The following is a 22,651-nucleotide window of genomic DNA, read 5'->3' as shown; positions in this document are numbered from 1 at the left end:
GATTGTTAGGCGATAGCAGCCATTTTGGAATTTGGACTTTCCTTTTTTACACATCACAAATGTGTACTGCCTGTTTTAAGGCGGCTATCCGGTCGGTGCAGGTGGGCACAAATTCCTGGGCCACAAAGCCGGTATAGCCGGTGGCATGTATGGCTTTCATAATAGCGGGATAGTACAGTTCCTGGGTATCGTCTATTTCATTCCGCCCGGGCACGCCGCCGGTGTGGTAGTGGGCGATGTAGGGATGGTTTTCCTGTATGGTGCGGATCACGTCTCCTTCCATGATCTGCATGTGATAGATATCGTACAGCAGCTTAAACCGTTCGGAACCAATGGCTTTACAGAGGTTTACGCCCCAGTTGGTATGGTCGCACTGGTAGTCCGGGTGGTCTATTTTGCTGTTAAGCAGCTCCATCACGATGTTCACCCGCTTCTTTTCCGCGTAGCCCATGATGCGCTGCAGCCCCTGCGTGCAGTTTTGCAGGCCCTGTTCATCATCCAGTCCCCCGCGGTTGCCGGAAAAGCAGATCAGGTTGGCGTAGCCGGCTTTGGCCGTTTCATCTACCAGGTACTGGTAGTACGCCACCAACTGATCATGATGCTCCACGCGGTTCCAGCCGCGGGTAATGCCCCAGTTCTGGTTGATGGCGGCCACCATGGCGCAGGTAAGGTCATATTTCCGGGCAGTGGCAAAATCTTCGGGGTTCAGCAGGTCAATGGACTGCAGCCCGATTGCTTTGGCGGACCTGCAGAGGTCTTCCAGCGGCATATCGTTGTAGCACCAGGCGCAAACGGAATGACGGATGTTGCCTTTCAGGGCTGCGGGAACATTTGTACTGGACATTTCGGTCGTTGTGATTTTAGTGAAGGGGGAAATTACGCATTTTAGCTTTTACGTATATTCCGCACAACTATTTCAGCTAATTTTGCGTATATACAGGTAGAGGAAATATAATACAGTAGCCGTTTTCGGAGGAATATGAAAGTTTGGCACCTTTTCTGCAATAAGTGAGGTGTAACTTATCACAGGTTATGTTGGTTATATATAAAGAGGAGGTTGAAAAATGGAAAAGAAATATACTCCAAGTTTATGGATCTGCGTGTTAATGGACCTTTTGGGTTGCGCAAGCTACGCGATACCACTGTTGGGCGAAGTAGGTGATGTGATCTGGGCGCCCCTGTCCGCCATCATTTTTTACCGGATGTTTGGCGGTACGCTGGGCACCTTCGGCAGCATGTTCAATTTCATGGAAGAACTGTTCCCGGGCCTGGACTTTATCCCCACCTTTACGCTTTCCTGGGTAATGCAGCGCGTTACGCAGGCATGGAAAGTACAGAAGGTACAAGAGCAGAAAATATAAACCAGAAAAGATAATAAGGTTGTAAGGTTTCAAAGCTGGATATCGGAAACTAATGTGTAAATCATCACACCTGTATCCACTTTTGTTATCTTTCAACCTTTCAATTTTTTACAGGGCCTGGCCTCTTGCGCGCACAGCCCTGGCAGGCACGGCGCTCCCCGGCCGGCCGGTTTTGATCCCACCCTTATCGCTGTTCCCGAACCTGTTCAGGAAATAGGAAAAACTGATCAGGCAGAAACGCTGCAATACCCGGCTTTGTATATCCTCAATATAGTTCTCCCCCACATTGCGGTTAATGCTCACATTCTGGTTCAGCAGGTCGAAACCCTGCAGCTTGATCAGGCCCTGCTGGTTCCTGAACACACTTTTGGATACAAAGGCGTTCAGCATGGCCACGTCCTGGTTATAGCCTTCGGCCAGGCCGGTATTGAGCGTATAGTCCAGGTCCACCCCTATAATGAAGCCCAGCGGCAGGTTTACGTTCATGTCAAATGAAAAGGAGTAATTGAAGTAATTGGTGTTGTTGTTCTGCTGTATGGAATAACGCGCCCCGTTGTAATTCACGCCTGCTGTAGTAGCGAAGTCAAACAGCTCCTGGTACACATAGTTAAAGCTGAAGTGCTGCGTAACGCTGAAGTTGTTGGTGTTGCCCTTGATCCCGTTGGTATAGCTTACATCGCGGTTGTAGTTAAGGTTGGTGGCGGAGTTGATGGACGTATGCTCCCTTTTGAGCGGGAAGGTATTTACCAGGTTGCTGTTGATGTTATACGCGCCGCTTACGTTCACAGGCTGGCTTACCTGCCGGCCCAGGGAATCAAAATAGTTGGCGTTGATGATCTTGTTGCTGGTAAAGGAGGCGCTGACATTGGCAAAGAAGCCGCGCATGCCGGCATGGTCAAAAGCATTATAGCCCAGGCTGAAGTTGTTGTTGAAAGCGGGCTTCAGGTCCGGGTTGCCCAGTTGCACATACAGCGGGTTGCTGTTGTCCGGCACCGGCTGCAACTGGCTAACGCTGGGCTGCTGCGTGCCGCCGCGGTAAAAGAAACGGAGCCGGCGGCTGTTGCTGAACGCGTAGTTAAAGGAGGCCGACGGGAAAAAGTTGACCGTATGCTGCCGCAGGCGGTTGTCCAGGCTGATGTTGTTGTTATCCAGGTCGCTGAACTGTATGTTCAGGCCGGCGCTGTAGTCATATCCCTTTTTCTGGGTACGGATGCTGACGCCTGCCTGCTGGGTGGAAAAGGTATTCTCAAAAGAGTTGCTCAGGCTGTCGTTCAGCCGGTCATAGGCTTCCTTGGCGGCGTTATAGTCATAGGTGAGCTTGTCTGAAGCGGTATAGCTGCGGTTCCAGGCGTAGGTAAATTCCAGGAAACGGTCTTTGAAAACGGGCTCTGTATAGGTAAGCCGTACACCCATATTGAAACCGCGGCTGGTAATATCATTCCGCTGGTCTATACTGTCCGTATAGTCCTCTCCGTTAGGCTGTATGAACAGGTTGCCCGACTTGTTAAAATTCTCCTGGTCGCTGTTGTTATAGCCTATGTTCAGGTTGGCGCTGAAGGTGCGGCCTTCCTTGTGGAACTTTTTCCGGAACAGCGCATCCGTAAAAAAGCTGGGGGCCGTGTTATCGCTGATATTGCGGGTAGTGCCGCTGTTCACCAGTTGCTGCTTGCCGCCCAGGGATTCATAGCGGTTGTCCTGCACATTTTTACCGGTGCTGTAGTTAAAGCTGGGCGATACGATGAGGGAATGCATGCTGTCTATTTCGTACTCCACCCGCATGTTCATGTTATGGTTGGTATTGGTGTTGAGCGATTGCGCGTGCTGGTTGTAGTAATAGGTAGTATCGGGCAGCAGGTTCTGCCGGGAGCTGTTGCGCAGGTTCTCCGTGCGGCTGTCGTTGAAGAAGTAGCTGCCGCTTACTTTGAGCTTTTTGCTGAAATCCTCGCTGTAGTTCACACCGCCGGTCCAGTTGCGGGTAATGCCGTTGCCGCCAATGCTGCTCATGCCGCCCCGGAACCCGCCGCGCCGCATACCGCTGCCTCCGCCAAAGCTGAGCGCATTCAGGTCCGTATAGCCCTGGTTGTTCACATTATTACCGCTGCCCAGGAACGAAAGCTGCTGCCCTTCCCGGAAGCGGTTCAGGCTGGCGCTGGTTGCAAAGCGGTCATCGCTGCCATAGCCGGCGGATACCCTGCCGAAATACCCCTTTTTGCGGTCTTTTTTGATGGTGATGTTGATGGCCTTTTCCGTTTGCCCGTCGTTGATGCCGGTAAACTGGGCCTGGTCTGATTTCTTGTCGATGAGCTGTATTTTGTCCACTATCTCCGCAGGCAGGTTTTTGGTGGCCAGCTTGGGGTCGTCGCCAAAAAAAGGCTTGCCATCCACCAGTATCTTTTTAACGGTCTCTCCCTGCGCCTTGATGGTGCCGTCGCTGGCCACTTCCACGCCGGGCAGTTTTTTCAGCAGCTCTTCCACAACGGCGTTTTGCCGGGTTTTAAAGGAGCCGGCATTAAATTCCAGGGTATCTTTTTTTACGCGTATAGGCGGTTTTATTTCTGTTATTTCCACCTCGCCCAGGGTAACGCCGGTCTTTTCCAGGGGGATGGAGTCCAGGTTGGCGGTGACGTGTCCCGGTATGATCTCCACCGTCTGCAGCCGGGGCTGGTAGCCAAGGAAGGTAATATAGAGCTTATAGGTGCCGGACGGCAGGTCCTCCAGGAGAAAAGCGCCCTTTTTATCTGTAAAGGCGGATGCCGCCATGGAGGAGTCCCTGGCGTACAGCAGCGCCACGCTGGCGTCTGCCAGGGGCTGGCGGGTGCTTTTATCCGTAAGAATGCCTTTTACCTGCCCTTGTTGCCTGGCCTGTGACCAGGTATCATGCGTCCACAGGGTAACAACAGCCAGGATGAGCCAAAAATTTTTCATAGCTGAATGGATACCGGCTGTGTAAGTTAAGAAGTAAAATGCATTCCTCCGTTAAGGACCCTTATTTACTGTTAATTATTGTTAAGAAAAGCATGCAGTGACGGGTGGAAAGCAATAGTTTTGTACGCCAGCCGTATAATCTTATGCGTAAGCGGATCCGCAACATACTCATATTAATGTGCACCTGTATCCTGGGCATCTATCTTTTCCAGGGATACTGGCTGTACAATTCCTACCAGGTACAGTTGGACCAGTTTAACCGCGATATAAACGGGGCCCTGCGCACCGCGCTGTTCAACAACCAGTTCTCCGATGTACGGCGCTATATACACTACTATGTGGCAGACACTACCAGGCAGCAGGTGAACGGGCTTACGCTGGAGCTGGAGCAGATGGGTTTCCCGGAAGACAAGGTGGATACGGCCAGGGTTATTATCGACTCCATCCTGAGCAGGGACCGGAAGATCCGCACCATTTCCCGGGGCACGCCTTCCCGTACTTTCGCCGATACCCTGGCCCGGCAGATATCGGACCTAATTATGTTGAATAACCTGTACGGGGACAGCGTAAACCTGCGGGGCCTGGATTCATCTTTCAGGGCGGAGCTGCACAACCGGCAGATCGTCCCGGACTACCACATGGATACCTTTCACGTGGATTTCGGCAATTTTGCCCGGGAAAGCTTCCGGGACAGCATGCGGCTCAAGGTGCCGCTGAAAACCTTCAAAATGCCCTTCAACCCCGCCAGCAACCTCTTTGTGCAGGCTGTATTCGCCTCCCCCATGCAGTACATCCTGATGAAGATGATCTGGACGCTGGTGAGCTCCCTGCTGCTGCTGATACTTACCACCCTCTGCTTCATCTACATGCTGCGCACTATCCTGAAACAGAAACGGCTGTCTGATGTGAAGAACGATTTTATCAACAATATGACGCATGAGCTGAAAACACCCATTGCTACCGTATATGCGGCAGTAGAGGCCATGCAGAACTTCAATGCGCTGAGCGACCAGCGCAAGACGCGCAGCTACCTGGATATTTCCAAACAGGAGCTGCAGCGCCTGTCAGACCTGGTGGAAAAAGTGCTGCAGATAGCCGCCGAGGAGAAAGAGGAAGTAGAGCTGTTCCGGGAAGAAACGGACCTGAACGAGCTGATAGACCACATCATCACCAACCAGCAACTGAAAGCCGGCCGGCCGGTGCAGTTCCGCTACGATAACCGGCTGGATCACCCCCTGGCTTACGTGGACAAGGCGCATTTATCCAACGCCATCAGCAACCTGGTGGATAACGCCATCAAGTATTCCGGGGAGCACCCGATGGTGCATATTCAATGCGTGAAGGAGAACAGCTTGCTGACCATCCGGGTAAAAGATAATGGCGTAGGCATACCCCGTATGTACCAGGAGAGTATCTTTGACAAGTTCTTCAGAGTGCCAACCGGCAACCTGCACAATGTAAAAGGGTTTGGCCTGGGCTTAAGCTATGTAAAGAAGGTCGTGCAGTTGCACAACGGTACGATACGCGTGAGCAGCGAGCCGGACAAAGGCAGCGAATTCATCATCCAATTACCTGTTTAAGGGCTATGGCAAAAGTATTACTGATAGAAGACGAATGGCAACTGGGCCAGATCGTAAAGGACAGCCTGGAAATGCGGGGCTTTGACATGCTCTACGCAGCAGATGGCCGGGAAGGGCTGCGCCTGTACCAGCAGCACCGGCCCGATGTGGTGGTGCTGGATATCATGATGCCGAACATGGACGGGTTTACCGTTACCACGGAGATCCGCAAGCAGGACAAGATCACCCCTATTATCTTCCTGACCGCCAAGTCCCAGACGGCGGATGTGGTAAAAGGCTTTGAGCTGGGCGGGAATGATTACCTGAAAAAGCCTTTCAGCATGGATGAGCTGATCGTGCGGATAAAGGCGCTGCTCAAGCGCTCCAGCGAGCAGCCGGCGCCTGCCGTCAGCGACAGCGATGATGTGGTGATGATAGGCCAGTATGCGTTCAACTACATCAAGCAAACCCTTACACGTAATAACAATACCGCTTTTCTTTCCCACCGCGAGGCGGAAATACTGCGCCGCCTGTACGACAACAAGAACCAGGTAATGGAGCGCAAGGCCGTGCTGCTGGACCTCTGGGGCGATGACAGCTTTTTTAACGCCCGCAGTATGGATGTGTTCATCACGAAGCTACGCCGTTACCTGAAGGAAGATCCGCGGGTGCAGATCGTAAATATCAGGGGAGTGGGGTATAAACTGATATTTTAAAAACCCAAATCCCAAAACCCAAATCCCAAAACCCAAATCCCAAAACCCAAATTCCAAAGGAGGTAGCGAATATCAAAACTAAAAGCAATCTGCTTTTAGTTAAAAGGCATGTTTGCTGTTTGGAATTTGGGATTTTGGATTTGGAATTTTTTACCCCGGTGTTTGGAATTTGGGATTTGGTATTTCATACCCTTCGGGGTCCATTTCAAATGCGATCTCCACCCGGGTGCCCGCCGGCCGGTTGTCCGCATCCGACAGGTCCAGCACCTGTATGCTGAAGCGGGTATTGAATAGGGACTTATACAGCTCTACCCGCTCCTGGCAGAGCTGCATGCCTTTTGACTGGTGGCTGCCGGTTTTCAGCCCGCTTTTATGTATACGCGCGGCTTCGCTCCGGCCTACCCCGTTGTCCACTATCTCGCAGAGCAGCATATTGTCTCCCAGGTAATGCCAGCCAATGTGCAGGCGCCGTTCTCCGTGCTTGTTCATCAGCCCGTGCCAGATGGCATTTTCCAGGAAAGGCTGTATAAGCATACCCGGCACGTAGTGCTCTTCGGGATTGATCCGCTCGTCTATTTCCATGGAATAGTCGAAAGCATGGTCGGTGCGCAGGGATTCTATTTTCAGGTAGTATTGCAGCAGGTCCATTTCATCGCGCAGGGAAATAAAGTTCTTTTCCGCATGCACCAGCACCATGCGCAGCAGGCGGGCAAAGCTGGAAATGTACTCCTGGGCCTTCTCCACCTCGCCGGTTACAATGGAATTATAAATACCGTTCAGGCAGTTGAACAGGAAGTGCGGGTTCATCTGCGACTTGAGCGTTACCAGGCGGAACTCCGCGAGCTGCCGTTGCAGGTGCTGCACTTCCGCCTCCTGCCGGCGTGCTTTTTCTTCTACCAGGGTCTTCCCGATTTTGGCCCCGCATATGGCGGCTATTTTTTCCAGCACCTGCAGGTGCGCCGTGGTATAAAAGCCTTTGCGGTGGTGCTCCGAGTCGATCACGCCGATCACCCGGTTCTCGTAAAAGACGGGTACCGCCAGTTCGGAGAGGCGTTGCTCATCGTCCAGGATATAGCGGCTGTCCTTGCTGGTGTTGGCTATGATCTCCGGCTTTCCCGTAAGGGCAACGGTGCCGGTGATGCCCTCGCCTACCGGTATCTCGATGGGCTGTTTTATCTCAAAGCGTACCGGGTTCTTAGGGCCGTATGCCGCTTTCTGCACCAGCACCTGCCGTTCTTCATCCAGCAGGTAGATCACGCAGTCCTCGAACTGGAGCTGGCGGATGCAGTTCTTGGCTACGTCCCAGAGTATATCGTCTATGGTGTTTTGTCCGAAAAGGGAGGTGGCAAAATAGGTGACCGTGGCCTCTGCTTCATATTTCCTTTTGTACTTTACCAGCAGCGCGTATACGGGCACCATACATACCAGGAGCGCAATGGAGGCTCCAATGTAGTAAGTAACAGTCATAGCCGCATTTCAGTACCAAAAGGTAAGATTTTTTTGGCATTCGCCATTTCTCTTATCTTTGTTGCCCTATGGAGCAGATAGTACAGCAAATAGCGGCCTATACGCAGGAAATAGAAGCTTTTGCGCCCAACACGGCGGAAGAGCTGGAACAATACCGTATTAAGTTCCTGGGAACAAAAGGTATTGTAAAGGCCATGTTCGGCGAAATGAAGCAGGTGCCCAACGAGCGCAAGAAGGAGTTTGGCCAGGTGCTCAACAGTTTCAAGCAACTGGCGGAAGAAAAGTATGCGCAGTTTGAGCAACTGAAGAACGGCGCCGGCGAAACGCAGGCTACCGCAGACCTCAGCCGCCCGGCTGAGCCGCACCGCCTGGGCACCCGCCACCCCATCAGCATTGTACGCAACCGGATCATTCACATATTTGAGCGCCTGGGCTATACCGTAGCGGAAGGGCCGGAGATAGAGGACGACTGGCATAACTTTACGGCGCTGAACCTGCCGGAGAACCACCCTGCACGCGACATGCAGGATACCTTTTACATCAGCAAAAACCCGGACTGGCTGCTGCGCACCCATACTTCCAGCGTGCAGGTACGCGCTATGGAAGCCGGCCAACTGCCCATACGGGTGATCTGCCCCGGCCGCGTGTACCGCAATGAGACCATCAGCGCCCGGGCCCACTGTTTCTTCCACCAGGCGGAAGGGCTGTACATTGATGAGAACGTGTCCTTTGCCGACCTGAAACAAACGCTGTATCACTTTGTAAAGGAACTGTTCGGGGAAGATATCCGCATCCGTTTCCGGCCTTCCTATTTCCCTTTTACGGAGCCGAGCGCGGAGATGGATATTTCCTGCATCATTTGTGGCGGAGAGGGCTGTTCCGTGTGCAAGCACACCGGCTGGGTAGAGATACTGGGCTGCGGCATGGTGCACCCCAAAGTGCTGGAGAACTGCGGCATTGATCCTGAAAAGTATACCGGCTTTGCCTTTGGTATGGGCATAGAACGTATTACCATGCTGAAATACCAGATCAGGGACCTGCGCCTCTTCTCTGAAAATGATACACGTTTCCTGGAGCAGTTTACCGGAACCTTGTAGCTTTCACATTTCACTATATGATCTCTCTTGACCAGGTACATACCATTGCTGTATGCGGCGCCGGCACTATGGGCGCCGGCATTGCGCAGGTAGCTGCCGGCAGCGGTTACAACACCGTGCTGTTTGACATCCTGCCGGGCATGCCGGACAAGGCCCGTGCCCGGATTACCCAAAACCTGGATACGGCAGTGGCCAAAGGCAGGATTACGGAAGCGGAGCGTAATAATACCCTGCAGCGCATCCGCTTTACCTCCCAGTTGCATGACTGCATAGGGGAAGTGATCATTGAGGCCATTGCCGAGCAGGTACCTGCCAAAACCGGGCTGTTCAACCAGTTGGCGGAGATCAATCACAGCGAGACCATATTTGCCACCAATACCTCTTCCCTGCCTGTTTCCCGCATAGCGGAAAAGGTGGTCAATCCATCGCGGGTAGCCGGTATGCATTTCTTTAACCCGGCGCCTGTTATGAAGCTGGTGGAAGTGGTGACCGCCCGGCACACCCACCCCCTGGTGGCCACGCTTATCTATGAGCTGGCCCTGAGCATGGGCAAAACGCCGGTGCATGTAAAAGATGCGCCTGGCTTTATTGTGAACCGGGTAGCGCGGCATTACTACCTGGAAGCCCTGAAAGCGGCGGAGCAGGGCATGGCGGACTTTGCCACCATAGACCGGTTGCTGGAAAGCGCCGGCTTCCGTATGGGACCTTTTGCCCTGATGGACCTCATTGGCAATGATGTGAACCTGGCCGTTACTCAATCCCTGTACGACGCTGCGGACCACGCGCCGCGTTTTGCGCCCAACCCCCTGCAGGTAGCCAGGGTGGAACAGGGGCAACTGGGCCGCAAGAGCGGGCAGGGCTTCTACAATTACGCTAAAAGCTGAAAGCATAAAGCAAAAAGCCCATTGGCGCGGATAAAACCGCTACGGTAGCTTTTAGCTTTATGCTTTCAGCTTTTAGCTTATTTTTGGCCTTCTATTAACATGTGAACATCATTTCATGATCTTAGTTACCGGCGGAACAGGTTTTTTAGGCAGTTATTTATTAAGGGCACTGGTGAATGCCGGCCAACCCGTGCGCGCTTTATACCGTAAGCAGATCCCCGACGTTTTACGGGATATACAACACCAGGTACAATGGCTGCAGGGAGATATACTGGACATTATAAGCCTGGAGGAAGCCCTGCAGGATGTAACGCAGGTATACCACTGCGCCGCCGTAGTATCTTTCCAGCCGCGGCACCACCGGGAAATGATGCATGTGAACATTGAAGGCACGGCCAACGTAGTGAACCTGAGCCTGGACGCCGGCGTGCAAAAGCTGGTGCACGTAAGCTCCGTAGCAGCGCTGGGCCGCGCAAAGGAAGGAAAGATGATCGATGAGGATTGTGAATGGCAGGACAGCGGCAACAACTCCCAATACGCCATCAGTAAATACCGGAGCGAGATGGAAGTATGGCGCGGCATAGCGGAAGGGCTGCCCGCTGTTATCGTAAACCCGTCCATTATACTGGGCAGCGGTTTCTGGCAGGACGGCGGCTCCGGCGCGCTGGTAAAGAACGCCTGGAAAGAGTTTCCCTTCTATACCAGCGGTGTGAACGGCTTTGTGGATGTAAGGGATGTAGTGGAGGCCATGCGCCTGCTGATGGACAGCGGTATCAGCGGGGAGCGTTTCGTGCTTTCCGCGGATAACTGGAGCTATTATGATCTTTTCAGCGAAATGGCGGCGCAACTGGGCAGGAAGCCGCCGCACATCAGCGTGCAGCCCTGGATGGCGGAGATCGTATGGCGCATGGAAAAGCTGAAAGGCTTTTTTTCCGGCAGGCCACCGCTTGTAACCAGGGAAACGGCCCGCACGGCACAGCTTAAAGTATACTACAGCAGTGAAAAGATACAGCGCCTGCTGCCCGCCTTCCGCTTTGCGCCCTTGAAGGAAACCATCGCCACGGTATGCCGCGCTTTCCGGCAGGAAATGGAGGCGCCTTTATCTCATCAGTAATGCCCCGATAGCTGCCGCCAGTATCTTCTCTACATCCTGGGTAATGCGGTTGCTCACCCACACCCTTGGCTGGGCTCCCGGCATTACCGCCGCTACCGGCGCACCACGGTAATGAAATTCATAGCAAGCTTTCTCATAGGCATTTACGATGCCCATACGGTTATGCGCGGTAATGCGGATGTCTTCTTCCGGTGAGCGGAGGATGCCCGCCGGTTTGTTATCGTTCAGCTCCAGGTAATGCGGGTCTTTCAGGATCAGCTCCCAGCGTACCAGGGGGTGTAGCTGTATGCCGTTGATAAGGGCATAAAAGAACCGGGCGCCGGTCGGCTCCTGCGCCAGTGCCGCCGGCAGCGGACGGTCTGCAAAGGTAGCCCGCGGGGTGCGCAGGCATTGCACCAGTATCTGCTCACTGCTGTCCTTTACGTAAAAGTTAAAGGGATTTTCCGCTGCTTTGATAAAGGTGATGTTTGTTTCGGCCGCCATCCCGTTCCTGCGGGAAGAGGTGGTATAGTTGCCGTAACGGATGGTTTTGGCGGACAGCCAGCCATCGTTGATCTGTACTTTCCATTCCTGTGCGGCGGTATAGAGATCGTTGCCGGCTGCTGCCGGTGTTTTTTTTACCATGCTGCAGCCGTACAGGAGCAGGCCGCCAAGCAAGAGGGATATGCGCATGTTACTTAAATTAGCTAATAGCGAACGGCTATTTATTCGTGATCTTTTCCCATATTTCCGGTATACGTTTGATCCAGGCCAGCTCTCTCCTTTTCATGCGGGCCTCTTCCGCAGGATAGCCGAAGTAGGTTTTACTGCCTTCCAGTGAGCTGGGCACGCCACTCTGCGCCAGCACAATGGCGTCCTTGCCGATGGTAAGGTCTTTGGAAACGCCTACCTGTCCCCACAGGATCACATTGTCTTCTATGATCGCTTTACCGCCTATGCCTACCTGTGCAGCAAAGAGGCAGTTCCTGCCTATCACGGTACCGTGCCCGATGTGGATCATATTATCCAGCTTGGTGCCCTGGCCGATGATGGTATCGCCGCTTACGCCTTTATCGATGGTGCAGCCCGCACCTATCTCTACATCGTCTTCGATCACTACCCGTCCGCAGCTTTCCAGCTTGTCGTATATCACGTCGCGCTCTTTCCTTCTTTTAAAGTAAAAGGCGTCGGCGCCTATCACGGTACCGGCATGGATGATCACGTTGTCGCCTATTACGCTGTGGTCGTATATAGTAACGTTGGGATGGATGATGCAATTGTTGCCGATACGCACATGATTACCAATGAATACGTTAGGCTGTATGATGGTGTCCGGGCCTATGACTGCCGTATCGCTGATGGGTTTGGCTGCCGGCTCAAAGGGGCGGAAGCGTTTTACCAGCGATACAAATGCGCTGAAAGGATCGTCGGTAACCAGCAGCGCTTTACCTTCAGGGCAGGCTACTTTCCTGTTAATGATGATAATGGTAGCTGCTGAGTTAAGCGCCGCATCATAGTACTTCTCAAAGTCCACAAAAGAGATGTCTCCTTCCCGTACTTTATGGATCTCGTTGATGCCGCCGGCCATCAGCTTGCTGTTGCCTTCCAGCGCTGCTCCTATGATAGCGGCTATTTCGGTAACTGCAACAGGTGCTTCAAACTTCATATTGAATTGAGTTAGTGGGTGATGGTAAAAAGTGGGACAAAGATAAGAAGTAAGAAGTATGCCTATTCTTTATCCACATTTTTTTACCTGTGTGAATAAAATTTTTTGTAAAATTTTTCTTTTGTGATGAAATTCTTTTTAATATTGTGTAGGGAATTTTGTTTCCCTGTACTTACTAACCCATTCACATAACAAGAAAGTCTGATTGTTCACACGGTCAGACTTTTTTTATGTCTGCTGTGTTCCTTTGCTGGTAAGCGTTTCCGCCGATGCCTGTTTGTTCATACCGCTATCGGGCATACCTTTATCTTCGTTTTTTACCACTGTTATACCCGTTGTGCAAAGTGCAGGCGCCGCTCCCTTTTTTGCTTTTTTCAGCCCCATGAGCGCCCGGCTTCCGGGAAAAAACGGCAAGGATACCCCGGCTGCTTATAAAATCCTGTAAAAGCGGGTGCGCCGGTAACCGGAAGACTGGTTTTTGCGATTTGCAACCAGGTACCGAAATAACGTTGGCGCATATACGTTAAGAAGATGATTTTCCTTGCTAATCCTGCAGGTTAGCGGTTTTTATGATACTGTCCATATTAAGCAGGCGTATCTTTTTGCCTTCCAGTTCTATCATGCCTTCCTTCCTGAATTCGGAGAGCAAACGGATGGCGGATTCGGTAGCGGTGCCTACCAGGTTGGCAATTTCTTCGCGGGAAAGACGCACGTTCAGGGTTTGGCCGTCGCTTTCCAGTCCATAGGTTTCATGAATGAATAAAAGGGTTTCTGCCAGGCGTTCCCTTACCGGTTTCTGGGCGAGGTGGGTGATCTTAAGCTCTGCCTTACGCAGCTCGCTGGAGAGGATGCGCATCATTTCAAAGGAAAGGGCCGCATCTTTCTGGAGTACGCCCAGGAAAAGGTCCTTGGGAATGAAACATACCTGCGCGTCTTCCAGGGCGATAGCGGTAGCGGTATAGCGCTCCCCGCTCAGCAACGCCTTATAGCCCATGATGTCGCCGGCCTTTACCAGGCGGATGATCTGCTCACGGCCGTCGTCGCCGCTGTGCGACAGCTTTACCTTCCCGGAGTTGACACAGTAGATACCAAAGGAATGGGCGCCTTCCTGGAAAATGATCTGTCCCTTTTTATAAACGGAACATACTCTCGCTGTGTCGAGCGCAGCAAGATTTTCCCCCTCCGCTTTGCAGAAGATTGCACTGAAGCGGGCTTTACAATGTTGACACGTGATCTGTTGAACTGGCGTACCCATAGGCAATACCGCAAAATTACTAATTTGCAGGGCGTTCACCAAAGCCGCGTTCCTTTGTCATTACGCTATTATCTTATTTACAAACCTTACCAGGTGCTTAGCCAGTTTGGCCGGGAAAACAACAAGGCCAGCCTGGCCGATCATTTTGCCGTACCGCGGGATGTGTACCCGGTGGGCCGGCTGGATTATGACAGCGAGGGCCTGCTGATACTGACCAATGATAAGGCATTGAACCACCGGCTGCTGAACCCCCGCTTTGCACATGAGCGGGAGTACTGGGTGCAGGTGGACGGGGCCATTACCCACGCCGCTCTGGCGCAGTTGGAACAAGGCGTACAGATCACCGTGGACGGTAAGCCTTACCGCACCAGGCGATGCCGGGCCGCTTTGTTTGATACGGAGCCGCCCGTTCCGCCCCGGGTGCCGCCCATCCGTTTCCGGCAGCAGATACCGGCTCCCTGGATCCGGCTGGTCCTGCAGGAGGGCAAGAACCGGCAGGTACGGAAAATGACCGCCGCCGCCGGCTACCCTACGTTGAGACTTATCCGTTACCGTATAGCCGGGACTACCCTGGACGGACTGCAGCCGGGCGACATGCGGGAGCTGAACCGGGAGGAGCTGTACGGAATGCTTTTTTAAGTGAAAGGTGAATACCTCTCGCTATTCACTTTTCTTTGCCCTTTGCACTAATTTAGCTAGGTTTGTTACCCACAAACATCTATTATGCTGAAATCAATGACCGGCTTTGGAAGGGCTGAAATTACGCGTGGCGAAACTACGATCACGGTGGAGATCAAATCACTGAATGGAAAGCAGTTCGAGGTAAACCTGAAGCTGTCCCCCCTGTTAAGGCCTTATGAGTTTGATATCCGTGCCCAGATGCAGCAGATGCTTCACCGCGGCACCATGGATACTACCATTAACATACGGCAGAACGGGGCCACCCGCCCGGTAATGGTCAATACGGAGCTGGCCAGGTTCTATTACCAGTCCATCACCACCCTGGCCAAAGAGCTGAACCTGCCCCAGGACGATATGCTGAACGTGCTGATGAAACTGCCGGAAGTGGTGACCCCCGCTACCGAACAGATAGCTGAAGAAGAATGGATGGCGGTACAGGAGGTGTTGAAAACAGCGCTGGCCGAACTGGACGTGCACCGCCAGAATGAAGGCGCCATGCTGGAGAGCGACTTGCTGCAACGGATAGAGAACATAGAATCCTATTGCATCAAAGTACGGGAGCTGGACCCCCTCCGCAAGGACAAGATCCGGCAAAAGCTGGAGCAACTGCTGGCCGAGCACGTGGGCAAGGAGAACGTGGATGAGAACCGGCTGGAGCAGGAGCTGATCTTTTACCTGGAGAAGCTGGACATTTCAGAGGAGCTGGTACGCCTGGAAAACCACTGCCGCTACTTCAAGGAAATCCTGAACGAGCCCGAGGCGGCCAAAGGCAAGAAGCTGGGCTTTGTGCTGCAGGAGGTAGGGCGCGAAATAAACACCACCGGCTCCAAAGCCAACGATGCCGGCATACAGCAATGGGTAGTACTGATGAAAGATGAACTGGAGAAGGCCAAAGAACAAGTTCTCAATGTATTATAGAAAGTATATGAACAAAATGGCCGCAGCCATTGCTGCAGGCTGCCTGCTAATGGCCTCCTGCCTGCCCGCTAAAATGGATACCTACGAAAAGAACCTGGAAATTCCCGGGCACCGGTGGAGCTATGATCACAAGCCGGTTTTTGAAGTAACCGTATCGCCGGCAGATACCGCTTACCTGTATAACATCTACGTGAACATACGGCATACGGACGCCTACCCTTACAGCAATATATGGGTGCTGGTGGACACGCAGTTCCCCGGCGACAGCACCAGCCATCCCCGCCGGGTGGAGCTGCCCCTGGCGGATGCCAGCGGCAAATGGCTGGGCAGCGGACTGGATGATATCTATGAGCACCGCATACCCATACAGGAAAGGGCCATCCTGAACAAACCCGGCACCTACCGGTTTACCTTTGAGCAGAATATGCGGCAAAACCCGCTCCCCTATGTGATGAACGTAGGGCTACGGATAGAGAAAGCAGGACTACGGTAATGATAAAGCGCCTCTACCATAAAATGCAGGATAAGAAAGTGGTGTCGATCATCTACTTTTTTGTGCTGGCGTATACCATACTGGCCCTGGTATGGTGGGGGGTGCTCCTGTTCCTGCAAAGCGACCAGATATACAATTTTGAAAGGCAGAACCTGGACCTGCGCATAGACCGCGCCACCCACCCGGCGGAATACCGGCAGGAGCTGCAACGCATAGAAAGGGACGAGCGCATGCGCACCTTCAAGTTCTTCGGGGAGGGCGGCACCTTTTTAGGCATCATTTTGCTGGGCGCCTTTTTTGTATACCGGGCCGTAAGAAAACACATGAAGCTTACCCAGCAGCAGCAGAATTTTATGATGGCGGTGACCCATGAGCTGAAATCGCCCATCGCTGCCGTGAAGCTGAACCTGGAAACGATCCGCAAGCACCGGCTGGAGGTAGAAAAGCAGCAAAAGCTGGTGGAGAACACCATTAAAGAAACCAACCGGCTGGACCAGTTGTGTAATAACATCCTGCTGGCCTCCCAGTTGGAAACGCAGCGTTACCGCCTGTTCCGCGAGCCGCTGGACCTGTCCGCACTGCTGGAAAGCGGCGTAAAGGAAATACAGGGCCGCCTGCCCAACCATACCGTTACCACCGACATTATGCCCCATGTGTGGGTGGAGGGCGACAAGTTCATGCTGCAGATGGCGCTGAGCAACCTGGTGGAGAATGCGGCCAAGTACGCTCCCAGGCAAACCACCATTCATGTGCGGTTGTATGAGGCCGGGCAACAGTTGAAATGGCAGGTGACCGATGAAGGTCCCGGCATCCCCCCAGAGGAAAGAGAACGGGTATTCCTGAAGTTTTACCGTATTGGCAATGAGAATACGCGCAAGGCCAAGGGATCAGGACTGGGCCTTTTCCTGACCCGGAAGATCATGGAGCAGCATGGCGCTTCCATCCTGGTGAAGGACCATGTACCCGCCGGCGCCTGCTTCGAGATCAGTTGGCCGCAATATTCCGTTCAAACAGCGTAAATTTGCAGGATGAAAAAAGCAGGACCTGTCAGGTTTATTAAAACCTGACAAGTCTTAAATAAACCTTGACGAATGAAACCGAGCATGTGAATGCGAGGTTCCATGAGGCCTTTAAAAGACAAACCTTGACGAATGAAAGAAGCGACGAAAGCATCCATTTTACTGGTAGAGGATGAGGAGAACCTCCAGGAGGCCCTAAAGCTGAACCTGGAGCTGGAAGGTTATGAGGTAACCGCTGCGGACAACGGCACTACGGCCCTGAAAGCCGTCAAGAACGAATACTTTGACCTGATCATACTGGACATCATGTTGCCTGAAATGGATGGGATCGCGGTATGCGAGAACATCCGCATCCAGAACAACGATGTGCCCATTCTTTTCCTGAGCGCCCGCAACAGCAGCGCGGACCGGGTGCTGGGGCTGAAAAAGGGCGGGGATGATTATATGACCAAGCCCTTTAACCTGGAAGAGCTGCTGCTGAGGGTGGAGAAACTGATCGTAAAGAACAAGCGCATACAGGACAAGGACAGCGTACCGAACGTGTACCGCTTTGGCAACAATACCATCGACTTTGCCGCCCAGGAATGCATTGGCAAGGACGGCAAACACTTTGAGCTGAGCAAAAAGGAAACCATGCTGCTGAAGCTGCTGATAGAGAACAAGGGCGAGGTAGTGACCCGGGAAAAGATACTGCAGGTGGTATGGGGCTATAATGTATACCCCACTACGCGCACTATCGACAACTTTATCCTGAACTTCCGCAAATACTTTGAAGAGGACAGCCGCAACTCCAAATACTTCCACTCCGTAAGGGGAGTAGGGTACAAGTTTACCGACCAATAACCACTTACAACAATTTTCCCTCCGGTTGCCCGATAAATACTGCCTTGTAGTAATTAGCACTTTCCTTTAAGGATGATTTAATGGATATTTAATTAGCGTATGTAGTGTACGCAGCGGATCCTTTTGCAAACCTTATCAGTGTTACAGCATTACGATATGTCTTCAGCGGGTGATTGGCCTTACTGGCTGTTCTTTTTATTAAGTGTGGCGCTTATTTGCTATTTTTTCTTCCGGCGTGAACAAAGGATAAAGCTGGCTACCACCAAGGAAATAAACAGGCAGCAATCGATGGTTAACCTCGAACTGCATGCCTTCCAGGCGCAAATGGACCCTCATTTTATTTTCAACAGCCTGAACGCCATCCACCATTACATTCTTACCACCAGCACGGACATGGCCTCCCTGTACCTGACCCGCTTTTCCAAGCTCATGCGCCTGATGATCGCCAACTTCAACAAGGAATGGATAAGCCTGGAAGACGACCTGGAAGCGCTGGAACTGTACATACAACTGGAGCAGTTGCGCTTTGAGCCCCAGTTTGCCTACCGCCTGCACCTTTCCCCGGACGTGATCCAGCAGTCTACCCTGGTGCCCCCGCTGATCATACAGCCCTATGTACAGCAGGCTATCTGGCACCGCATCCTGCAGCGCCCCCAGAAAACCGGGGGGCAACTGGAGATATTTATCGGCAGGGACCAGGACGGCCTGTACATACAGGTAACAGACAACGGTACCCGCAATGAACTGCCCCCCACCTCCTACACCGCCGCCCAGTTGAGCCGCAACGTAGCCATTGCTGCAGAGCGCCTGCACATTATGAGCGAAAAGTACCATATGCAGGCCAGCATAGCCGAACAGGACCTCTTTGATGAAACCGCCCGGGCCAATGGCAACCGTGTAACCATAAAAATGCGGCACATTACCAGCCGCCAGTTGCTGGCAGGTTGAACCCCCACCCGGCCAAATTGCGCCGAATCCATTTTTATTTCGTAAATTTTCATGGGACAATCAGGGAGCACTAACCTATACTATACAACTATTACATCATGCGAGCTATTATAGTGGATGATGAGAAGCACTGCCGCGATGTGTTACAACTGTTATTAACCAAATATTGCCCGGAGGTGGTGGTGGAAGCCAGTTGCCCGGATGGCCCGGCAGCACTGGAGGCCATCGGCAGGTATCACCCGGAGCTGCTGTTCCTGGATGTGGAAATGCCGGGCATGAACGGGTTCGAACTGCTGGAAGCTTGTGAGCATCCCTCCTTTTCCGTCATATTTACCACCGCTTATGACCAATACGCCATCCAGGCTATCCGTCACAGTGCGCTGGACTACCTGCTGAAGCCTGTGGATAAGGATGAGCTGCTGCGGGCAGTGGAAAAGGCTGCTTCCCGGCAACTGCAGTTGACCGGCAGCAAGGTAAACAACCTGCTGGTGTTCCTGCATGAGCACCTGCAGGCCGGCGAGCGCCTGGCGCTGCCCACCATGGAAGGGCTGCGCATGGTACAGCCCCGGGACATCCTGTATTGCGAGGCAGAGGGCGCTTATACGCGGCTGCACCTGTACGCGGAGAAGACCACTTCCCTGGTTTGCCGCACATTGAAGGAGGTGGAAACGGTGCTGAAGGACAAGGGATTTTTCCGGGTGCATCACAGCTACCTGATCAATCTTTCCTTTATGGAAAAATACATTAAGGGAGACGGGGGAGAGATCGTTATGAACGACGGCAGCACCATACCGGTGTCCCGGCACCGCAAGCAGGAGTTTATGGCCCGCATTGAAAAGCTGTAGCTTTTCAATGAATTAATAATGAATAATTAAGAATTAATAATCGTAGCATGAGTGGTTAAATGAAACACTTGTGTAACCTGTATTATTAATTATTCATTCTTAATTTATTCGAACACGTTATAAACGTTTAACCTCTTCGCAAGCCACCCAGCCGGTCTTACCGTCGGCCAGTTGTACCTTGCAGAATTCCTGCGTGGCATCCAGCACCTGCACTTTCATCCCTTCATTCAGCACAAACAGGTCCTTGCCGTTCTGGTCCGGCGCCGCCTTGGCATTGATGCCGCTGCCCATTACAATGCCGGTATCATGGCTATGCGCCACGCTGTAAGTATACACCGACATAAAGAAATAGATGGCGCACAGCGCGCCTGCCACGCCTATCCCTATACGGAAAGTGCGGGTGTGGAAACGCTCTGCCAGCAGGTAGGCCAGTATGCCGGCTATCAGCAGCCAGAGCAGCAGCAGGCTGCCGGTGGTCCACCCGTTGGGGCTGTGCAGGTGCTGCCATTGCATCCACCATTTCTGGAAAAAAAGCAGGGGCAGCTCATCAGTAAATCCCTGCACGCGTTGGTTGGCCAGGGCCAGGTTATGTATCACCGCCTCGTTGTCCGGGTGGATCTGCAGGGCTTTTTCATAATTGTAGACGGCCAGCCCGGTATGGTTGCTTTTATAGTAAGCATTACCGGCATTGAAATACAGGTCCGGCAGGGAATAGCCTTCATTGATCAGTTGCTGGTAGATGCCGGCTGCTTCGCTGTACTGGTTTTGCTGGTATAGCTGGTTGGCGCGCTCGAACCGCTGCTGCGGAGCAGCCTGTTGCGCCTGCAGGGAGCCGTAGCCCGGCAGTGCAAAGCATAACAATAACAGGAGTATATAGCGTATGGCGCTCATATTAATTCTTGCTTCGTTTTTAATTCCTCTTCCAACTGGCTGATCACCTTTACAGCCTGCTGGTAGGTGCCCTGCATTTTATCATTGCTGTGCGCAGGTGCGTACAATGCCATTTCACAGTTGTCCAGCAGCTCGAAAAGCTGGTGGGTGTTCTGCCCGTTAATGTGCCGGGAGCTGAGCTTGTCCTGTACCAGTTGCTTGTTCAGGTCTGCAAAGGGTATGTGCAGCTTGTGGCTCAGGTAGCCCCATATGGCGCGGGAAGTTTCTTCGTAAAAAGCATGTTCCTTTCCTTCTTTCAGGTAGCGGGCGGCCAGCTCCAGCCGTTTCAGCGCGGCTTTGTTGGCATAGCGGTGCTTCAGCACATCCGCATTGTTCTGCCGGTAGTTAAGGCGGCGGCGGTACAGTATGCCAGCACCCAGGGCCAGCAGCGGTATCAGCAGCAGTATCCAGTACCAGGTGCTGCCCAGTAGGAATGCGGCATCCTTTACCCAGTGCTGCGGCGTTTTACGAACGGGGATCAGCACGTTCTTGTCCACGCTGAAGTCCTCCTGGTCCCTTTTGGTCTGTTTGCCCGGGCTTACATTTACCGTAAATGCCTGTGACCTGATGGTTTTGTAAGCCTTGGCAGCCGGGTCAAAGTAAGAGAACGCTACCGGCGGAATAGTTTGCTGCCCGGCTTCCAGCGGCATCAGTGCAAACTCAAACTGCCGGCTGCCACTGAGCGGGTTGCTGTTCTTTTCAATATTGTCCGTTACTTTCGGGTCGTACTTTTCAAAGCTGCCCGGCACGTCTACTTTGGGCGCATTCAGCAGGTTTACGTTTCCCTGCCCGGAAATGACTACTTTCAGCGTAAGCGCATCATCGGTGGTCAGCTCCTTTTTGTCGATGCCGGCGCTCATTTTGAAATTGCCTACTGCGCCGTTAAAGCTGATGGGCCGGGTATCTACCGGCAGGGGTTTTACCTCGATCTTTACCGGCGTGCTCTGTATCTTGTAGGGCACATCCTCATACGTTACCTCCGGCCGGTTAAAGAAGTCGTCAAAGAAAGGATCGTTAAACGGATCACGGAAGCCGGGATCATTAAAGAAGTCTTCAAAAACGTCCCGTGGCCGGTTGCGCCGGTTGTTATCCTGCACCAGCTTTACCAGCCTTACCTGGTTGTCCACCTCCACGGGGTCCAGCTCCAGGGTGCCGGACTGCAGCGGGAACAGGAGGGTTTTGCGGATGGTAAACACCTTAAAGAGCTTGCCGTTCAGCCGTTCCGTGGTAGCCTGCGGCGGGTTGGGCAGCTCAATATCCTTGGCGGAGAAACCTTTGAAGGCGGGTACCCGGGTTACGCTGGAATTGGTAGGCAGGCGGGTATACAGTTTATATGTGGCAGTTAGCTGCTCCCCTTCGTATACATTGGTTTTGTCCACTTCTACTTTCAGGAAAATGTTCTTGCGCAGTTTGGCATCCACATCCTCTCCTTTCCGCAAAATGCCCTCCGCCACATCTTCATCGCCAATACCCGGCGGGGCACTGCGCCTGGGCGGGAAACCCGGTGCAGTGGCGGGTGGCGGCGCCTGTGCTGCTCCTGTTGACCCTTTGATCACTTCTATGGTAACCGGGTTGGAGCGCACCATGTTGCCATCCACCCGCGCGGTGGCGCCCGGCAGGGTAAAATTGCCCACGCGCTTGGGCTGCAGCACATAAATAAGCGCAATATATTCTGAGCGCTTGCCGTTAAATATAGACTGGCCCTGCACCTGGGAAGGGCCCTGCAGTATCTCAAAATCGTTAAGGGAAGGGGGGTGAAAGCCGGATACATTCGGGGCGTTCTCCAGCATGAACTGTATCTGAAATGGCTCATCCTGGGCCACACGGGTACTGCTTACATTGGTGGTGAAGCGGAACTCCTGGGCCGCTGCAGAAGCCAATATACCCAAACAAAAAAAGAGGGACAGGCCCCACTTTCTCATATAAACCTGACTAACCATCATATCGCTTG

At 52.9% G+C, this 22,651-nt stretch carries 21 protein-coding genes; 13 read left to right on the top strand and 8 right to left on the bottom strand.

From position 1 onward, the window contains the following. Positions 1 to 46: 46 nt before the first annotated feature. A complete protein-coding gene (locus LX66_RS05210) occupies positions 47 to 844 on the bottom strand; it encodes a hydroxypyruvate isomerase family protein (RefSeq protein WP_145710824.1) in 798 nt (265 codons plus the stop codon). Between the two features lie 262 nt (positions 845 to 1,106). Between LX66_RS05210 and LX66_RS05205 the strand changes: the two genes are divergently transcribed. Continuing rightward, a complete protein-coding gene (locus tag LX66_RS05205) occupies positions 1,107 to 1,361 on the top strand; it encodes a hypothetical protein (RefSeq protein WP_244620296.1) in 255 nt (84 codons plus the stop codon). Between the two features lie 108 nt (positions 1,362 to 1,469). On the opposite strand, the gene LX66_RS05200 is transcribed toward LX66_RS05205, so the two are convergent. Then, positions 1,470 to 4,286, bottom strand: coding sequence for an outer membrane beta-barrel family protein (locus LX66_RS05200; protein ID WP_145710822.1), 2,817 nt, complete (start codon positions 4,284 to 4,286; stop codon positions 1,470 to 1,472). Positions 4,287 to 4,429: 143 nt separating this feature from the next. Between LX66_RS05200 and LX66_RS05195 the strand changes: the two genes are divergently transcribed. Both LX66_RS05195 and LX66_RS05190 read left to right on the top strand, forming a co-directional pair. Beyond that, positions 4,430 to 5,866, top strand: a complete 1,437-nt coding sequence (locus tag LX66_RS05195) for a sensor histidine kinase (RefSeq protein ID WP_145710821.1) — start codon at positions 4,430 to 4,432, stop codon at positions 5,864 to 5,866. 5 nt (positions 5,867 to 5,871) lie between these two features. Beyond that, positions 5,872 to 6,561: a response regulator transcription factor gene (locus tag LX66_RS05190; RefSeq protein WP_145710820.1), complete on the top strand. Its 690-nt coding sequence runs from the start codon at positions 5,872 to 5,874 to the stop codon at positions 6,559 to 6,561. 150 nt (positions 6,562 to 6,711) lie between these two features. Here LX66_RS05190 and LX66_RS05185 read toward each other — a convergent pair whose 3' ends face one another. Beyond that, the gene (locus LX66_RS05185) at positions 6,712 to 8,028 is read right to left on the bottom strand and encodes a histidine kinase (protein ID WP_145710819.1); all 1,317 of its coding nucleotides are present in this window, start codon (positions 8,026 to 8,028) and stop codon (positions 6,712 to 6,714) included. Positions 8,029 to 8,096: 68 nt separating this feature from the next. Here LX66_RS05185 and pheS point away from each other — a divergent pair, with 68 nt between their 5' ends. From pheS to LX66_RS05170, 3 genes are all read left to right on the top strand, one after another. Beyond that, positions 8,097 to 9,125, top strand: a complete 1,029-nt coding sequence (pheS, locus tag LX66_RS05180; RefSeq protein WP_145710818.1) for a phenylalanine--tRNA ligase subunit alpha — start codon at positions 8,097 to 8,099, stop codon at positions 9,123 to 9,125. 17 nt (positions 9,126 to 9,142) lie between these two features. Next, the gene (locus tag LX66_RS05175) at positions 9,143 to 10,009 is read left to right on the top strand and encodes a 3-hydroxyacyl-CoA dehydrogenase NAD-binding domain-containing protein (protein ID WP_145710817.1); all 867 of its coding nucleotides are present in this window, start codon (positions 9,143 to 9,145) and stop codon (positions 10,007 to 10,009) included. 115 nt (positions 10,010 to 10,124) lie between these two features. Next, entirely contained in the window at positions 10,125 to 11,123 is a 999-nt protein-coding gene (locus LX66_RS05170) for an NAD-dependent epimerase/dehydratase family protein (protein ID WP_145710816.1), read from the top strand. On the opposite strand, the gene LX66_RS05165 is transcribed toward LX66_RS05170, so the two are convergent. From LX66_RS05165 to LX66_RS05155, 3 genes are all read right to left on the bottom strand, one after another. Further along, positions 11,109 to 11,795, bottom strand: a complete 687-nt coding sequence (locus tag LX66_RS05165; protein ID WP_145710815.1) for a hypothetical protein — start codon at positions 11,793 to 11,795, stop codon at positions 11,109 to 11,111. The genes LX66_RS05170 and LX66_RS05165 overlap by 15 nt on opposite strands. A 28-nt stretch (positions 11,796 to 11,823) precedes the next feature. Then, positions 11,824 to 12,768: a UDP-3-O-(3-hydroxymyristoyl)glucosamine N-acyltransferase gene (locus tag LX66_RS05160; RefSeq protein ID WP_145710814.1), complete on the bottom strand. Its 945-nt coding sequence runs from the start codon at positions 12,766 to 12,768 to the stop codon at positions 11,824 to 11,826. Positions 12,769 to 13,312: 544 nt separating this feature from the next. Beyond that, positions 13,313 to 14,023 carry a Crp/Fnr family transcriptional regulator gene (locus tag LX66_RS05155; protein ID WP_145710813.1) on the bottom strand — a complete coding sequence of 237 codons (711 nt, stop codon included), beginning with the start codon at positions 14,021 to 14,023 and terminating at the stop codon, positions 13,313 to 13,315. 54 nt (positions 14,024 to 14,077) lie between these two features. Here LX66_RS05155 and LX66_RS05150 point away from each other — a divergent pair, with 54 nt between their 5' ends. The 7 genes from LX66_RS05150 to LX66_RS05120 all read left to right on the top strand — a co-directional run bounded on the left by LX66_RS05150 (position 14,078) and on the right by LX66_RS05120 (position 19,770). Continuing rightward, positions 14,078 to 14,662 (top strand): pseudouridine synthase, encoded by a 585-nt coding sequence (locus LX66_RS05150; RefSeq protein ID WP_244620295.1) that lies wholly within the window; start codon positions 14,078 to 14,080, stop codon positions 14,660 to 14,662. A gap of 84 nt (positions 14,663 to 14,746) precedes the next feature. After that, positions 14,747 to 15,622, top strand: a complete 876-nt coding sequence (locus LX66_RS05145; protein ID WP_145710811.1) for a YicC/YloC family endoribonuclease — start codon at positions 14,747 to 14,749, stop codon at positions 15,620 to 15,622. A gap of 7 nt (positions 15,623 to 15,629) precedes the next feature. Continuing rightward, entirely contained in the window at positions 15,630 to 16,115 is a 486-nt protein-coding gene (locus tag LX66_RS05140) for a gliding motility lipoprotein GldH (RefSeq protein WP_158642542.1), read from the top strand. A gap of 23 nt (positions 16,116 to 16,138) precedes the next feature. Further along, positions 16,139 to 17,134 carry a sensor histidine kinase gene (locus LX66_RS05135; RefSeq protein WP_158642541.1) on the top strand — a complete coding sequence of 332 codons (996 nt, stop codon included), beginning with the start codon at positions 16,139 to 16,141 and terminating at the stop codon, positions 17,132 to 17,134. A 132-nt stretch (positions 17,135 to 17,266) separates the two neighbouring features. After that, on the top strand, positions 17,267 to 17,977 hold the full coding sequence (locus tag LX66_RS05130) for a response regulator transcription factor (protein ID WP_145710808.1): 711 nt from the start codon (positions 17,267 to 17,269) through the stop codon (positions 17,975 to 17,977). A gap of 156 nt (positions 17,978 to 18,133) precedes the next feature. Continuing rightward, on the top strand, positions 18,134 to 18,925 hold the full coding sequence (locus LX66_RS05125) for a sensor histidine kinase (RefSeq protein ID WP_145710807.1): 792 nt from the start codon (positions 18,134 to 18,136) through the stop codon (positions 18,923 to 18,925). A gap of 98 nt (positions 18,926 to 19,023) precedes the next feature. After that, positions 19,024 to 19,770, top strand: a complete 747-nt coding sequence (locus LX66_RS05120; RefSeq protein ID WP_145710806.1) for a LytR/AlgR family response regulator transcription factor — start codon at positions 19,024 to 19,026, stop codon at positions 19,768 to 19,770. Between the two features lie 117 nt (positions 19,771 to 19,887). On the opposite strand, the gene LX66_RS05115 is transcribed toward LX66_RS05120, so the two are convergent. Together LX66_RS05115 and LX66_RS05110 are read right to left on the bottom strand one after the other, a co-directional pair. Next, positions 19,888 to 20,661, bottom strand: coding sequence for an SH3 domain-containing protein (locus LX66_RS05115; RefSeq protein WP_145710805.1), 774 nt, complete (start codon positions 20,659 to 20,661; stop codon positions 19,888 to 19,890). Continuing rightward, positions 20,658 to 22,622 carry a BatD family protein gene (locus LX66_RS05110; protein WP_158642540.1) on the bottom strand — a complete coding sequence of 655 codons (1,965 nt, stop codon included), beginning with the start codon at positions 22,620 to 22,622 and terminating at the stop codon, positions 20,658 to 20,660. The genes LX66_RS05115 and LX66_RS05110 overlap by 4 nt, the downstream gene beginning before the upstream one ends. Positions 22,623 to 22,651 lie beyond the last annotated feature (29 nt).

Origin of the sequence: Chitinophaga japonensis, from assembly GCF_007830125.1 — a bacterium.
Classification (GTDB): Bacteria; Bacteroidota; Bacteroidia; order Chitinophagales; family Chitinophagaceae; genus Chitinophaga; species Chitinophaga japonensis.
This window is presented reverse-complemented; position numbering and strand designations above follow the sequence as displayed.

Excerpts from the sequence above, each read along its gene's own strand:
- LX66_RS05200 (WP_145710822.1), bottom strand. The coding sequence starts at position 4,286 with ATGAAAAATTTTTGGCTCATCCTGGCTGTTGTTACCCTGTGGACGCAT.
- LX66_RS05140 (WP_158642542.1), top strand. The coding sequence starts at position 15,630 with ATGAACAAAATGGCCGCAGCCATTGCTGCAGGCTGCCTGCTAATGGCC.
- pheS (WP_145710818.1), top strand. The coding sequence starts at position 8,097 with ATGGAGCAGATAGTACAGCAAATAGCGGCCTATACGCAGGAAATAGAA.
- LX66_RS05130 (WP_145710808.1), top strand. The coding sequence starts at position 17,267 with ATGAAAGAAGCGACGAAAGCATCCATTTTACTGGTAGAGGATGAGGAG.
- LX66_RS05205 (WP_244620296.1), top strand. The coding sequence starts at position 1,107 with ATGGACCTTTTGGGTTGCGCAAGCTACGCGATACCACTGTTGGGCGAA.
- LX66_RS05175 (WP_145710817.1), top strand. The coding sequence starts at position 9,143 with ATGATCTCTCTTGACCAGGTACATACCATTGCTGTATGCGGCGCCGGC.
- LX66_RS05120 (WP_145710806.1), top strand. The coding sequence starts at position 19,024 with ATGCGAGCTATTATAGTGGATGATGAGAAGCACTGCCGCGATGTGTTA.
- LX66_RS05110 (WP_158642540.1), bottom strand. The coding sequence starts at position 22,622 with ATGAGAAAGTGGGGCCTGTCCCTCTTTTTTTGTTTGGGTATATTGGCT.
- LX66_RS05115 (WP_145710805.1), bottom strand. The coding sequence starts at position 20,661 with ATGAGCGCCATACGCTATATACTCCTGTTATTGTTATGCTTTGCACTG.
- LX66_RS05190 (WP_145710820.1), top strand. The coding sequence starts at position 5,872 with ATGGCAAAAGTATTACTGATAGAAGACGAATGGCAACTGGGCCAGATC.
- LX66_RS05210 (WP_145710824.1), bottom strand. The coding sequence starts at position 844 with ATGTCCAGTACAAATGTTCCCGCAGCCCTGAAAGGCAACATCCGTCAT.
- LX66_RS05135 (WP_158642541.1), top strand. The coding sequence starts at position 16,139 with ATGCAGGATAAGAAAGTGGTGTCGATCATCTACTTTTTTGTGCTGGCG.
- LX66_RS05145 (WP_145710811.1), top strand. The coding sequence starts at position 14,747 with ATGCTGAAATCAATGACCGGCTTTGGAAGGGCTGAAATTACGCGTGGC.
- LX66_RS05195 (WP_145710821.1), top strand. The coding sequence starts at position 4,430 with ATGCGTAAGCGGATCCGCAACATACTCATATTAATGTGCACCTGTATC.
- LX66_RS05155 (WP_145710813.1), bottom strand. The coding sequence starts at position 14,023 with ATGGGTACGCCAGTTCAACAGATCACGTGTCAACATTGTAAAGCCCGC.
- LX66_RS05170 (WP_145710816.1), top strand. The coding sequence starts at position 10,125 with ATGATCTTAGTTACCGGCGGAACAGGTTTTTTAGGCAGTTATTTATTA.
- LX66_RS05160 (WP_145710814.1), bottom strand. The coding sequence starts at position 12,768 with ATGAAGTTTGAAGCACCTGTTGCAGTTACCGAAATAGCCGCTATCATA.
- LX66_RS05125 (WP_145710807.1), top strand. The coding sequence starts at position 18,134 with ATGTCTTCAGCGGGTGATTGGCCTTACTGGCTGTTCTTTTTATTAAGT.
- LX66_RS05185 (WP_145710819.1), bottom strand. The coding sequence starts at position 8,028 with ATGACTGTTACTTACTACATTGGAGCCTCCATTGCGCTCCTGGTATGT.
- LX66_RS05165 (WP_145710815.1), bottom strand. The coding sequence starts at position 11,795 with ATGCGCATATCCCTCTTGCTTGGCGGCCTGCTCCTGTACGGCTGCAGC.